The 14,271-nt window shown below is 69.4% G+C and carries 11 protein-coding genes and 1 tRNA gene; 10 read left to right on the forward strand and 2 right to left on the reverse strand.

What is annotated here, in order from left to right:
- Positions 1 to 89 precede the first annotated feature (89 nt).
- On the forward strand, positions 90 to 506 hold the full coding sequence (locus LGI35_RS29355) for a hypothetical protein (RefSeq protein ID WP_227297219.1): 417 nt from the start codon (positions 90 to 92) through the stop codon (positions 504 to 506).
- A gap of 7 nt (positions 507 to 513) precedes the next feature.
- On the opposite strand, the gene LGI35_RS29360 is transcribed toward LGI35_RS29355, so the two are convergent.
- On the reverse strand, positions 514 to 1,152 hold the full coding sequence (locus LGI35_RS29360) for a hypothetical protein (RefSeq protein ID WP_227297220.1): 639 nt from the start codon (positions 1,150 to 1,152) through the stop codon (positions 514 to 516).
- 279 nt (positions 1,153 to 1,431) lie between these two features.
- A tRNA-Arg gene (locus LGI35_RS29365) sits at positions 1,432 to 1,503 on the reverse strand.
- Between the two features lie 147 nt (positions 1,504 to 1,650).
- Here LGI35_RS29365 and LGI35_RS29370 point away from each other — a divergent pair.
- From LGI35_RS29370 to LGI35_RS29410, 9 genes are all read left to right on the forward strand, one after another.
- Positions 1,651 to 2,130: a response regulator gene (locus LGI35_RS29370; protein WP_227297221.1), complete on the forward strand. Its 480-nt coding sequence runs from the start codon at positions 1,651 to 1,653 to the stop codon at positions 2,128 to 2,130.
- A gap of 90 nt (positions 2,131 to 2,220) precedes the next feature.
- Complete coding sequence (gene nrtL, locus LGI35_RS29375) at positions 2,221 to 3,516, forward strand: ArgS-related anticodon-binding protein NrtL (RefSeq protein WP_227297222.1); 1,296 nt, start codon at positions 2,221 to 2,223, stop codon at positions 3,514 to 3,516.
- A 19-nt stretch (positions 3,517 to 3,535) separates the two neighbouring features.
- Positions 3,536 to 4,927 carry a diaminopimelate decarboxylase gene (gene lysA, locus LGI35_RS29380; RefSeq protein ID WP_227297223.1) on the forward strand — a complete coding sequence of 464 codons (1,392 nt, stop codon included), beginning with the start codon at positions 3,536 to 3,538 and terminating at the stop codon, positions 4,925 to 4,927.
- A gap of 130 nt (positions 4,928 to 5,057) precedes the next feature.
- A complete protein-coding gene (locus LGI35_RS29385; protein WP_227300583.1) occupies positions 5,058 to 6,347 on the forward strand; it encodes a homoserine dehydrogenase in 1,290 nt (429 codons plus the stop codon).
- Between the two features lie 6 nt (positions 6,348 to 6,353).
- Complete coding sequence (gene thrC / locus LGI35_RS29390; protein ID WP_227297224.1) at positions 6,354 to 7,412, forward strand: threonine synthase; 1,059 nt, start codon at positions 6,354 to 6,356, stop codon at positions 7,410 to 7,412.
- Between the two features lie 272 nt (positions 7,413 to 7,684).
- Positions 7,685 to 8,602 (forward strand): homoserine kinase, encoded by a 918-nt coding sequence (gene thrB, locus LGI35_RS29395; RefSeq protein ID WP_116509898.1) that lies wholly within the window; start codon positions 7,685 to 7,687, stop codon positions 8,600 to 8,602.
- Between the two features lie 378 nt (positions 8,603 to 8,980).
- Complete coding sequence (gene rho, locus LGI35_RS29400) at positions 8,981 to 11,002, forward strand: transcription termination factor Rho (protein ID WP_227297225.1); 2,022 nt, start codon at positions 8,981 to 8,983, stop codon at positions 11,000 to 11,002.
- Between the two features lie 142 nt (positions 11,003 to 11,144).
- Entirely contained in the window at positions 11,145 to 12,878 is a 1,734-nt protein-coding gene (locus LGI35_RS29405) for a trypsin-like serine protease (RefSeq protein ID WP_227297226.1), read from the forward strand.
- Between the two features lie 216 nt (positions 12,879 to 13,094).
- On the forward strand, positions 13,095 to 14,216 hold the full coding sequence (locus LGI35_RS29410) for an LCP family protein (RefSeq protein ID WP_227297227.1): 1,122 nt from the start codon (positions 13,095 to 13,097) through the stop codon (positions 14,214 to 14,216).
- Positions 14,217 to 14,271: the final 55 nt, after the last annotated feature.

The raw sequence follows: 14,271 nt of genomic DNA on the forward strand, positions 1-14,271 counted from the left end.
TGGCAACTAGTCCAGGGGCCTCGTCACTTCTCATCGGATCTAGTGCCGCATCAGGCAACGTTCGCCCTGCCGATGGCTACTCTGACGATGTGGCCGATGAAGAGGACAGTGGGAGTGGCTCGATCCGACGTCCCTCGTGGGACCACCCGGTAGTGGCCACCGTCGCGCTGGAACTGGGCGGCCTTGCTGTCTCCGGGTTGGTCGCTCTGGTGGGGTGGCCGTTCGGGTGGCTGCCCGACACTGGTTTCGTCCTCATCGTGACGGGCTTTATCGCGTTCGAGCCTGCGGCTGAGTTGTACCGCGGGGCGGGCACGCCGCGTCGGCTTGCTGTTGTCGCCGCTCTCCTTGCGCTGGCAACGGTGAGCCTGCTCGTGGCTGCAGCAGTGAACTGGGCCTTTCCTGCGCTGGCTGATCCGGGCGTCGGTATCCTCGTCGGCTACCTTGTTGCGTTGCCCATCGGCGTGGCTGTGTTGGCTTGGTTCCTCACCAGGGCGAACGCGGCCTGATGCGGCACTAGTTCAGTGGGTAGCCGATCTCCGCGAGATCCTTGGCGAGATCGGCCACGGTGACCTCTGGGTTCAACGCGTTGACGACTGAGTCGCTCAGAGGACGGGAAGCGAAGACATGGGACACGGCCTCCAATGCGACCGGAACTTCGTAGTAGTCCTCGGCCCACTGCTGGAACGCTTCCGGTGAGCGGTCCACGAGCAGTTGGAAAAGGTACCCCGCGCCGTCAGGGTCGTCCGGCTGCTCGTCGGGGTAGTCGATCGTTCCTGCCTTCCAAGAGGCATGGTCTGTCTCTCGCCACATGCACGCTGTGACGACGGGCATCCCGTCCTCGTCGCAGAACGCCGGCTCCTCGACGCACGGTCGAAAGACGTCGGGAACCTCGTCGAGCACCCCCGGCCAGGGCCCGTCTTCTGTGTAGGGGCTCATCGGTGATTCGTGCGCGAACCCGCGAACGTAGGCGCCGACGAGGGAGAAGACGATCGAGAACTCGTCGCCCGACCCGTTCCGCATGGAGGCCAGCGACTCCGTCTCGGACCATCGGTCGTTGAAGGAGTAGTACCGGTCCTCCCATTCAGGGCTCAGGATGGCGTCCAGCACAGACAAGGAACGGCAGTGCTCGCGGAGCACGGATATCTCGGGCATCTGCCGAGCAACGTCTTGAACGGTCACTCGCTCATCCAAGCGCACGCCTCTGACATGCCCGGTTCCTGTGACGGGAGGCCGTGGGGTCCAGAATGCCGGGAAGCGCGGATAGCTGATCCCACCTGCGGAAACGCTCCAAGATCCCGTCCACAGGTCGTCCCCGGACCCCGACACATGGCGGCTTTGGGCGGCGCAGAGCTGCACACGCCCGTAGACACACGAAGACCCCGTCCTCAGCGAAAGCGCTGATGGCGGGGTCTTTGGGCACCTCATACAAGGTGCCCCCGGCAGGATTCGAACCTGCGCACACGGCTCCGGAGGCCGTTGCTCTATCCCCTGAGCTACGGGGGCGTGTTCGCCGCGGCTGGCGTGGCGACGGGTAGAACAGTACCAGCTCTGTCGGGGTCCCCATGAACAGTTAATTCGCCTGCGAGGTGGCGTCCTCGGAGGGCTGTGCGCGGGGCGCTGGAGGGTGGTAGTCCCCTGTACGGGGCGGAAGTGGGGAAAACCCGGACGCGGTGGCGTCGGCGGACCTACTCTCGAGTTGTGCCAGGCGCGTCCGGCCGAGTGCTTGTTGTGGACGACAACAAGGTGATTCGGCAGCTGATCAGGGTCAATCTCGAGCTGGAGGGCTTCGAGGTCGTGACCGCGGCCGATGGTGCCGAGTGTCTGGATGTGGTGCATCAGGTTCGGCCTGATGTGATCACCCTGGACGTCGTGATGCCCCGACTCGACGGGCTGCGGACCGCCGCGCGGCTTCGTTCCGACGCCCATACGCGCGGTGTCCCCATCGTGATCGTCAGCGCTTGCACCATCCAAGAGGTTGATACGGGACTTGATGTCGGGGTCGATGACTTTCTCGCCAAGCCCTTCGAGCCCAGTGAACTCGTACGGGTCGTACGGCAGTTGAGTGAGCGTGGGCGCGGCGGCGGTCGCGGTGCCGAAGAAGCCGAGCGCGCCGGGCGTACCGGGGGCTAGGCGGTACGGGGGCGCGGAGCGTGTCCGTATGCCGGACCATCCCGTAAACCGGGTCGCTCACCCACCCCCCTCCTCCCATACGCTTGTCCCGTGACCCCCGTAGAGCTCTCCCGTACCGTCCTGCGCGCCGTGCGCCGCGCGGTCGACGACGGTGAGCTGAGCGTGGCCGTGCCGGCACGCGTCGTGGTCGAGCGGCCGCGGCCCGGTGGGTGCGGGGACTACTCCACGAACGTCGCGCTGCAACTCGCCGGGCCCGCCGGACGCCCGCCCCGGCACGTCGCCGAACTTCTCTCGCGGCGTCTCTCCGACAGCCCCGGCATCGCCGGCGTCGAGGTCACCGGTCCCGGATTCCTCAATCTCACCCTCGCCGACGACGACCCCGGCGCGCTTGCCCGCGAGATCCTCGCTCGGGGCGGCGGGTATGGGGCCAGTGATGTTCTTGCAGGTCAGCGCATTGAGATCCGTATTCCGTACGAGGTCAGGGCCGAGGTCGTCGCCGATTCTCTCCGCCGCATCCTCGCCACGCAGGGGGCCCAGGCTCACGTGGTCCATGGTGAGACGGCCGAGTCGAGTGCCGCGCACGTCGTGAATCTGCGCCCCGTGCCTGCTCCCTGCGACCCCGCCGTCCTCGGCCGCGACGCGTCCCGCTGGGCCCTGCTTCTGCCCGCCGCGCACGACCGGCCCCGTATCGACGACGAGCATCTCGCCCAGCGCGAGGGCAACCCCCTCTTCCGCGTTCGTTACGCCCACGCACGCACCAAGGCCCTGACTCGCAACGCCGCCGCTCTCGGTTTCACCGCCGAACCCGGCGACGTCCGCGACCAGGCGTCCGCCGCAGGTGACGCCTCCAGTGCCACCGGCGCCCTGACCCGCAACGCCGCCGCTCTCGGTTTCACCGCCGAACCCGGCGACGTCCGCGACCAGGCGTCCGCCGCAGGTGACGCCCCCAGCACCACCGGCGCCCTAAGGGCCACCGGTGCCCCCAGTACCACAGGCGCCCCCAGTGCCACCCCCGCCCTCGCCGACGCCCCGTCCGCCCCCGACGCCCCATCGACCCCCGGCGACGTCCGCGACCACGACACGGCGATCGACTCGGGGGTCGCCGTCCGCGCCCGAGCGAACGCCGCGGCCGCCCTCCACACCGCCCTGTCCGCCTACCCCCAGGCCCTCACCCTCGCCGCCACCCACCACGCACCCGACCGGCTTGCCCGGCAGCTTGTCGTGGTGGCCGATGCGCTGCTCGGGTTTCAGCACACCGTGCTGCCGCAGGGGGAGGAGAAACCCTCGGCCGCCCACCGTGCCCGGCTCGCGCTTGCCGAAGCCGCCGGGGCGGTGCTCGCCGGCGGCCTTTCCCTGCTCGGTATCGACGCACCCGAACATCTCTGAGAGAGCGCAGAAGACAGTCATGAGCCGTTCCGCACACCCCGCCGGGCCCCGCCACGCCGATGTCCTGACCGAGGGGCACTACGCCGCCCCGCCCGCCGATCTCAACGCCCTCGACCCGAAGGTGTGGTCGCGGACCGTCACCCGTGCGGGCGACGGCGCGGTCCGTGTCGGCGGCATCGAAGTGGCCCGGCTCGCCGAGGAGTTCGGCACTCCCGCCTACTTCCTCGACGAGGACGACTTCCGGACCCGCTGCCGCGCCTGGCGTGACGCCTTCGGGTCCGACGCCGACGTCTTCTACGCCGGCAAGGCGTTCCTCTCCCGCGCCGTGGTGCGCTGGCTGCACGAGGAGGGGCTCAATCTTGATGTCTGCTCCGGTGGAGAGCTGGCCACCGCGCTGTCCGCCGGGATGCCCGCGGAGCGCATCGCCTTCCACGGCAACAACAAGTCCGAGGAAGAGATCGAGCGGGCCGTCGAGGTCGGCGTCGGGCGGATCGTGCTCGACTCGTTCCAGGAGATCGTGCGGGTGTCGCACATCGCCGAGCGGCTCGGCAAGCGCCAGCCCGTGCAGATCCGCGTGACGGTCGGCGTCGAGGCCCACACGCACGAGTTCATCGCCACCGCGCACGAGGACCAGAAGTTCGGGATCGCGCTCGCCGGGGGACAGGCCGCCGAGGCCGTACGGCGTGCGCTCAAGCTCGACGGTCTCGAGCTCATCGGCATCCACAGCCACATCGGCTCGCAGATCTTCGACATGGCGGGCTTCGAGGTCGCCGCGCGGCGCGTCGTGTCGCTGCTGGCCGAGGTGCGCGACGAGCACGGTGTCGAGCTGCCCGAGATCGACCTCGGCGGCGGGCTCGGCATCGCGTACACCTCCGATGACGACCCCCGTGAGCCGCACGAGATCGCCAAGGCGCTCGGTGAGATCGTGACGCGCGAGTGCGAGGCCGCCGGTCTGCGCACGCCGCGTATCTCCGTCGAGCCGGGCCGCGCCATCGTCGGCCCGACCGCCTTCACGCTCTACACGGTCGGCACCATCAAGCCGCTCGAAACCCTCCGTACGTACGTGTCCGTGGACGGCGGCATGTCGGACAACATCCGCACCGCCCTCTACGACGCCGAGTACACGGTCGCCCTCGTCTCGCGGACCTCCGACGCCGAGCCGATGCTCGTCCGCGTGGTGGGCAAGCACTGTGAGAGCGGCGACATCGTGGTCAAGGACGCCTTCCTGCCCGCGGACCTCGCACCCGGTGACCTCATCGCCGTACCGGCGACCGGCGCGTACTGCCGGTCCATGGCCAGCAACTACAACCACGCACTTCGCCCGCCCGTCGTCGCCGTGCGCGACGGTGCGGCGCGGGTGATCGTCCGGCGTGAGACGGAGGAAGATCTCCTGCGTCTCGACGTCGGATAAATGAAATACACGTCTCAGGATTCGGACCGGGGGCAGAAACCCCGGTCCGGTGGGTGAGACTGGTCCACTGAAGCAGTATCAAGCAGGCTGAGCTCTCCGAGCTGGGTTCAATGAAAGGCGTAGGTCGATGATGCGTACGCGTCCGCTGAAGGTGGCGCTCCTTGGCTGTGGGGTAGTCGGCTCAGAGGTGGCGCGCATCATGACGACGCACGCCGAGGACCTCGCGGCCCGGATCGGCGCCCCCGTGGAACTGGCCGGGGTCGCCGTCCGGCGCCCGTCGAAGGTGCGCGAGGGCATCGACCCCTCGCTGGTGACGACGGACGCGACCGCGCTGGTCAAACGGGGCGACATCGACGTGGTCGTCGAGGTCATCGGAGGCATCGAGCCGGCCCGCGGTCTCATCATGACGGCGTTCGAGCACGGCGCCTCCGTCGTCTCCGCCAACAAGGCGCTCATCGCCCAGGACGGCGCCGCGCTGCACGCCGCCGCCGAGGAGCACGGCAAGGACCTCTACTACGAGGCCGCCGTCGCCGGTGCGATCCCGCTGATCAGGCCGCTGCGCGAGTCCCTCGCCGGAGACAAGATCAACCGCGTGATGGGCATCGTCAACGGCACCACGAACTTCATCCTCGACAAGATGGACTCGACGGGCGCCGGCTACCAGGAGGCCCTCGACGAGGCCACCGCGCTCGGTTACGCCGAGGCCGACCCGACCGCCGACGTCGAGGGCTTCGACGCCGCCGCCAAGGCCGCCATCCTCGCCGGGATCTCCTTCCACACCCGCGTACGTCTCGACGACGTCTACCGCGAGGGCATGACCGAGGTGACCGCCGCCGACTTCGCTTCCGCGAAGGAGATGGGCTGCACCATCAAGCTGCTCGCCATCTGTGAGCGGGCGGCGCACGGCGGGTCCGTCACCGCGCGCGTGCACCCCGCGATGATCCCGCTCGACCACCCGCTGGCCTCCGTGCGCGGCGCGTACAACGCCGTGTTCGTCGAGGCCGATGCCGCCGGCCAGCTCATGTTCTACGGGCCCGGGGCCGGCGGCGCGCCCACCGCGTCGGCCGTGCTCGGCGACCTCGTGGCCGTGTGCCGCAACAAGCTCGGCGAGGCCACCGGACCCGGTGACTCCGCCTATACCCAGCTGCCCGTCTCGCCCATGGGCGAGGTCGTGACGCGCTACCACATCAGCCTCGACGTGGCCGACAAGCCGGGCGTCCTCGCCCAGGTCGCGACGGTCTTCGCCGAGCACGGCGTATCCATTGACACGGTGCGCCAATCGGGCAAGGACGGCGAGGCCTCCCTCGTCGTGGTCACCCACCGTGCGGCGGACGCGGCCCTCACCGGGACCGTCGACGCGCTGCGCAAGCTCGACACCGTGCGTGGTGTCGCCAGCATCATGCGTGTTGAAGGGGAGTAACGAGCAATGACCCACCAGTGGCGCGGAATCATCGAGGAGTACCGCGACCGGCTTCCGGTGTCCGACACCACGCCGGTCGTCACGCTGCGCGAGGGCGGCACGCCGCTCGTGCCCGCCCAGGTGCTCTCCGAGCGCACGGGCTGCGAGGTCCACCTCAAGGTCGAGGGTGCCAACCCGACCGGGTCCTTCAAGGACCGCGGCATGACGATGGCGATCACGAAGGCCAAGGAGGAGGGCGCGCAGGCCGTCATCTGCGCCTCCACCGGCAACACCTCCGCCTCTGCCGCGGCCTACGCCGTGCGCGCCGGCATGGTCTGCGCCGTGCTCGTCCCGCAGGGCAAGATCGCGCTCGGCAAGATGGGCCAGGCGCTGGTCTACGGCTCGAAGATCCTCCAGGTCGACGGCAACTTCGACGACTGCCTGAACCTGGCCCGCGCCCTCTCCGAGAACTACCCGGTGGCGCTGGTCAATTCGGTCAACCCGTTCCGTATCGAGGGCCAGAAGACCGCCTCGTTCGAGATCGTCGACGCGCTCGGCGACGCGCCGGACATCCACGTCCTTCCCGTCGGCAACGCCGGCAACATCACGGCCTACTGGAAGGGCTACAAGGAGTACGCGGCGGACGGCATCGCCACGCACACGCCGCGCATGTGGGGCTTCCAGGCTTCGGGGTCCGCGCCGATCGTGCGCGGCGAGATCGTCAAGGACCCGTCGACGATCGCCACCGCGATTCGCATCGGCAACCCCGCGTCCTGGGACTTCGCGCTGGCCGCCCGTGACGAGTCCGGCGGCTTGATCGACGAAGTGACGGACCGTGAAATCCTGCGCGCCTACAAGCTGTTGGCGTCCCAGGAAGGTGTCTTCGTGGAGCCCGCGTCGGCCGCCTCCGTCGCCGGTCTGCTCAAGGCGGCCGAGCAGGGCAAGGTCGACAAGGGGCAGAAGATCGTCTGCACCGTCACGGGCAACGGCCTGAAGGACCCCGACTGGGCCGTCGCGGGCGCCCCGCAGCCCGTCACCGTCCCGGTCGACGCGGCCACCGCGGCCGAACGCCTCGGCCTGGCGTAAGCGGACCGGACCGGTCAACTCCGCACAGGGGGTGCACAGGGGGCTTTCGACACGCATCGTGCGCCTCCTGTGCGCCCTATGTCGCCACAGAACCTTCCTTCGATAAGCTGTACCGAACCCACCCCGCCGCATACGCATATGCCGCGGTGCCGCGGGCGTTGTCGTAGCCCACGCGGCCTTCGGGTTCTCACACGGGCAGCAATCATCGGATCTCTACCGCAGTCACCTCGTTCATCACGCAAGAACCGCAGCTCAAGGAGTGTCATCGAGCGATGGCCGGTCCCGCCTTCCGCGCCGCCGCCGTCAGGGTGCGCGTCCCCGCCTCCAGCGCCAACCTCGGCCCGGGCTTCGATGCCTTCGGCCTGTCGCTGGGTCTCTACGACGACGTGGTCGTCCGGGTCGCCGACTCCGGCCTGAACATCGACATCGCAGGTGAGGGCTCCGACACCCTTCCGCGCGACGAGTCCCATCTGCTCGTACGTTCCCTGCGCACCGCTTTCGACCTGCTCGGCGGACAGCCGCGCGGCCTCGAGGTCGTCTGCGCCAACCGGATCCCGCACGGCCGCGGCCTCGGCTCCTCGTCGGCCGCCATCTGCGCCGGCATCGTCGCCGCGCGCGCCGTGACGATAGGCGGCGACGCCCGCCTCGACGACGCGGCCCTGCTGGAGCTCGCGACCGAGATCGAGGGGCACCCGGACAACGTCGCGGCCTGCCTGCTCGGCGGCTTCACGCTCTCCTGGATGGACGGCGGCGCGGCCCGGGCGATCAGGATGGATCCCGCGGGTTCCATCGTTCCGGTGGTTTTCGTACCGGGAAAGCCGGTACTCACCGAGACCGCACGCGGTCTCCTGCCGCGCAGCGTCCCTCATGTGGACGCCGCGGTGAACGCGGGCCGAGCGGCCCTGCTCGTCGAGGCCCTCACGAGGCGCCCCGAGCTGCTGCTGCCCGCCACCGAGGACCGGCTCCACCAGGAATACCGGGCTCCCGCGATGCCGGAGAGCCTCGCACTCGTGGAACGGCTGCGGGCCGACGGCGTTCCCGCGGTGATCTCAGGGGCGGGCCCCACGGTCCTTGCCCTTGTGGAGGAGTCAGCGGCCGACAAGGTCGCCCGGCTGGCCGGCGAGGGATGGGCGGCGAACCGCCTCGACCTCGATGTCGACGGAGCGAGCGTGCTGCCGCTTGCTCACTGACACACGGTTGCCGGAATTCGAGAGGGGGAATATTTGTTGGATCCGGTAGTGTTAACCTCAAGTCTGCACCCGACCCCACCATGGCGAGGTGCTGTGTGTCCCCCTCCGGGACAACCATTCTTCCGGGAGCCCCGCAAATTGCTCTGTGCAATGCACTGAGCCGTTTCGAGCATGCTCCGGAACCGGTGTGATCGAGCCGGGTGACACAGACATTTCAGTGAAACCCGCGGCTTCGGGACTCGCCGTCACCAATGAATTCTTCCGCCGCGTTGGCGGACCACCGCCCCGGCACGGTCCATACCGACAGGACCACCGCCGGACAGCACAACCGGTCGCCGAGCCAGACAGGCCGACGTCCGCTCCAGGGAAGGACCCTTCGTGAGCGACACCACCGATCTGATGGGCGTGAGCGCCGACAGCTCCGCTGCCGCGCCCTCCGCCGCTGCGGATGCCCCTGCTGCCGGTGCTTCGGGCTCCCGGCGGCGCCGCGGTACCGGCCTCGAGGGCATGGTGCTGGCCGAGCTCCAGCAGGTCGCATCGGGCCTCGGTATCAGGGGCACCGCGCGTATGCGCAAGAGCCAGCTGATCGAGGTCATCAAGGAGGCGCAGGCCGGGGGAGGCGCTCCCGCGAAGAGCGCCGACACCACCGAGACCAAGCCGAAGCGCCGCGCCACCTCCAAGGCGCGCACCGGTGACGAGGCCGCGGCGAACGGCACCGAGGCCCCCGCCGCCAAGGCGACCAAGGCCGAGGACGCCAAGGCCGCGAAGGCCGCCGCTCAGCAGCAGATCGACATCCCCGGCCAGCCGGCGAGCGACGAGAAGGCCGGCGAGCGCCGCCGCCGCCGCGCCACCTCCGAGGCCGGCAGCCCCGAGACCGTCACGGCCGAGGCGAAGACCGAGACCAAGACGGACGCCCAGGGCGAGGCCAAGGGCGACGCCGGTGACAACGGCGCCGAGGGCCGTCGCGAGCGCCGTGACCGTCGTGACCGCGGTGACCGTGGCGGCGACCGCGGTGAGCGCGGTGGCCGTGACCGCGGCGACCGCCGTGGCAAGGGCGACGAGCAGGGCAAGGAGCAGGGCGGCAACCGCCAGCCGCAGGGCGGCGGACGCCAGGACCGTCAGCGTGACAACGGTCCGCAGGACGACGACGACTTCGAGGGTGGCCGCCGCGGACGCCGTGGCCGCTACCGCGACCGCCGTGGCCGTCGTGGCCGCGACGAGGCCGGCTTCGGCAACGAGGTGCAGGTCTCCGAGGACGACGTCCTGATCCCCGTCGCGGGCATCCTGGACATCCTCGACAACTACGCGTTCATCCGGACCTCCGGCTACCTGCCCGGTCCGAACGACGTCTACGTGTCGCTCGCCCAGGTCCGCAAGAACGGCCTGCGCAAGGGTGACCACGTCACCGGCGCGGTCCGCCAGCCCAAGGACGGCGAGCGCCGCGAGAAGTTCAACGCGCTGGTCCGCCTCGACTCCGTCAACGGCATGGCGCCCGAATCCGGGCGCGGGCGGCCGGAGTTCAACAAGCTGACGCCGCTCTACCCGCAGGACCGGCTCCGTCTGGAGACCGATCCGGGCATTCTGACCACCCGCATCATCGACCTCGTGTCGCCGATCGGTAAGGGCCAGCGAGGCCTGATCGTGGCCCCGCCGAAGACCGGCAAGACCATGATCATGCAGGCGGTCGCCAACGCGATCACCACCAACAGCCCCGAGTGCCACCTGATGGTCGTCCTGGTCGACGAGCGTCCGGAAGAGGTCACGGACATGCAGCGGTCGGTGAAGGGCGAGGTCATCTCCTCGACCTTCGACCGTCCGGCCGAGGACCACACCACGGTCGCCGAGCTCGCCATCGAGCGCGCGAAGCGTCTCGTGGAGCTCGGTCACGACGTGGTCGTCCTGCTCGACTCGATCACGCGTCTGGGCCGTGCCTACAACCTGGCGGCGCCGGCCTCCGGCCGCATCCTGTCCGGTGGTGTCGACTCGACCGCGCTCTACCCGCCGAAGCGCTTCTTCGGTGCGGCGCGCAACATCGAGGACGGCGGCTCGCTGACCATTCTCGCCACCGCGCTGGTCGACACCGGCTCGCGCATGGACGAGGTGATCTTCGAGGAGTTCAAGGGCACCGGCAACATGGAGCTCAAGCTCGACCGCAAGCTCTCCGACAAGCGCATCTTCCCGGCGGTGGACGTCGACGCGTCCTCCACCCGTAAGGAAGAGATCCTGCTCAACGCGGAAGAGCTGGCGATCGTCTGGAAGCTGCGCCGGGTGCTGCACGCGCTCGACTCGCAGCAGGCCATCGAGCTGCTTCTCGACAAGATGAAGCAGACGAAGTCGAACGCCGAGTTCCTGATGCAGATCGCGAAGACGACGCCGACGCCGGGCAACGGCAACGACTAAGCGCTTCGCTCGGCGGTAGTACCGCTCAAGGGCCGCCCCCGTCACGGATGTGACGGGGGCGGCCCTTTGTGCGCTCCGGGGCGGGTTGTACGATCGCGCTCTTCATCCAACGTTCAACTCATCGCTCCCTGGGGGGACTTGCGTGGACATATCCGTATCCGGCTCCGGCCGGCACCGTCGAAGACTCGGCAAGGTGCTGCCGGCCGCCGCGGCCGGGCTCGCCCTGATCGGCGCGGGCGCGTTCGCCGTCACGTCGTACGCGGGGGAGTCCGACACCGGCCGGGTCGTGCAGCCCCCGCCCGGCACGAAGACCGCCGACGCCACCACCGCGTCCGCGTCGCCGACCGGTGACAAGACGGTCACGCCCCGCATCATCGGCGGCACCTCGAGCGCCGCCTCCTGGATGGTGCAGCTCGTCTACAACGACCCCGCGGGCGGCTCGTACTTCGTCTGCGGCGGCACGCTGGTCGCGCCGAACAAGGTGCTCACCGCCGCGCACTGCCTGCACGACGAGAACGGCAACCGGCAGGACTGGGGCAAGTACGGCGAAGTCGCCGTGGGCACCAGCAAGAGCGTCACCGTCGCCGGCAACGGCGCCACGTACATCGACGTCACCCGCAGCTGGGTGCGCGACGGCTACGACCCCGACGCCATCACGAACGACGTCGCCCTGCTCACCCTCGCCAAGCCGGTCGCCCAGACCACGCTGGAGCTGGCCGGGCCGAGTGACAGCGCGCTGTACGCCGCCGGCACGAACGCCACCGTGTACGGCTGGGGTCTCACCAGCTCGAACGAGGACACCGCCGACATCGCGTCCCAGCTGCAGAAGGTCACCCTGCCGCTGAACTCCGACGACGCCTGCACCCAGAACCTGGACCCGTACTTCCAGGCCGGGAAGATGATCTGCGCCGGACAGCTCGGCACCGGCGACGACAGCACCGGCAAGACCACGTGCCCGGGTGACTCGGGCGGCCCGCTCGTCGTGGGCGACAAGGTCGTCGGCATCGTCTCCTGGGGCATCAGCCAGGGCAGCCAGCTCTGCAACGTCGCCGGCACGTACGAGGCCTTCACCAAGGTCTCCACGTACCAGCCCAAGGTCCGTCCGCGCATCGACGACACCGACATCAGCCGCAACGGCAAGGCCGACCTCTTCGTCCGGGCCTCCTCCGGCGGCAAGGGTTACGTCAAGGAGTCCACGGGCAGCGGGTTCGCCACGCGCAAGACGCTGAGCGGGTCCTGGAGCGCGTACAACCTCGTCCTCCAGGCCGACATGAACCGCGACGGCTACCAGGACTTCATCATCCGCCGCCGGTCGGACGGGAACGTCTACTGGCGGCACCGGTCCGCGTCCAGCTCGACGTACACGGACACGAAGATCGCGAGCGACTGGACGACGCGGAAGTTCATCGTGGTACCCGGCGACGTGACCGGTGACCGGTACCCCGACCTGCTGTCGGTGACCTCCGGCGGCACGCTCTACCTGTACCCGGGCAAGGGCGACGGGACGTACGGCACCCGCACCACCGTCGGCAGCGGCTACCAGGTCTTCAACTCCCTGCGCGGCAAGGGCGACTTCACCGGTGACGGCAGGAGCGACCTGATCGCCCGCGGCAGCGGCGGCAAGCTGTACCTCCTCAAGGGCACCGGCAAGGCGTCCGCGCCCTTCGAGGCCGGCGTGCAGGTGCGCACCTGGGACGGGTACAACGCGTTCGCGGCGCCGGGTGACGTGACCGGCGACGGCAAGGCCGACTACGTGGCCCGCACGCCCGGCGGCACGCTCTACCTGTACCCGGGCACGGGGACCGCCTCCTCGGAGATCTTTGCCACACGCATCAAGATCGGGACCGGCTACACGCAGTACAACATCTTCGGATAAACCCGCAGGTGAGAGCCGGACGGTCGGCTCTCGTCAGCACTCTCTGTGCCCGTCGCGAGCTTCGCGGCGGGCACAGCGCGTTGTGCAACCCTTCTTCCCGGTTTCCACGTCTCGCGAAGAGACGGACGAAGAGGCGGACGAAGAGACGTCCGTCCGCGCCTGACCCTGCAAACAGGGGGTAACCGGCCAACCGAGCAGCTGAGGACTGAGGAGCACATGCCCGACGAGAGCAGCCCCGCGACCACCGATCCGCGCCGCCCCACCCGCGGCGGCGGCCGGCGGCGCAAGCCGCGCGCCAAGCGCAGCAAGGCCCTCGTCATCACGGCCTGCACCGCGGCGGGACTCGTCGTCCTGGCGGGCGCGGGCGCCGGCTTCCTGTACTTCAAGCTCAACGGGAACATCAAGGGCGTCGACATCAACGCCGCGCTCGGCACCGACCGCCCCGCGAACGTCGACAACGGCTCGATGGACATCCTCGTCCTCGGCTCGGACTCGCGCTCCGGCGCGAACGCCAAGTACGGCAAGGACGGCGGCGGCGCCCGCTCCGACACCGCGATGGTCGTCCACGTGTACAAGGGTCACCGCAAGGCCAGCGTGGTCTCCATACCGCGCGACACCCTCGTCACCCGCCCGGCCTGCACCGACAGCGCCGGCAACACGGTCGCGGGCGGCAACCAGCAGATGTTCAACACGGCGTACGAGGTCGGCGGCCCGGCCTGCGCCGTCAAGACCGTCGAGAAGATGTCCGGGATCCGCATGGACCACTACGTCGAGGTCGACTTCTCGGGCTTCAAGAAGCTCATCAACACCCTCGGCGGCGTCGACATCACCACCCAGCAGGCCATAGAGGACGACAAGAGCCATCTGCACCTGGCGGCCGGGAAGCACACCCTCACCGGCGAGCAGGCGCTCGGCCTCGTCCGCACCCGGCACGCCGTCGGCGACGGCAGCGACCTGGGCCGAATACAGCTCCAGCAGGCCTTCATGAAGGCGCTGATCAACCAGATCAAGGACGTCGGCGTCTTCACCAGCCCCAAGAAGCTCTACGACCTCGCGGACACCGCCACCAGCGCCGTCACCACCGACTCCGAGCTCAACTCGGTCAACGAACTGGTGGGCTTCGCCGGCGGCCTCAAGGGCATCGGCGCGGACGACATGAAGATGGTGACGCTCCCCGTCCAGTACGACCCCGCCGACCCGAACCGCGTACTCCCGCTGGAGAAGGCGGGCGCGCGGGTCTGGGAGGCGCTCAAGACGGACCAGCCCGTTCCGGCCTCCGCGTTCAAGGGCTCCGCCGGTGACAAGGGCTCCGCGGGCTCCGTCGTGAGCAGCCACTAGCCGGCCACCGGACGCCGGTCACCACTTGTCGGTGACCCTTCGGGAATAGTTCCGC

The organism is Streptomyces longhuiensis (assembly GCF_020616555.1).
Taxonomy (GTDB): Bacteria; Actinomycetota; Actinomycetes; order Streptomycetales; family Streptomycetaceae; genus Streptomyces; species Streptomyces longhuiensis.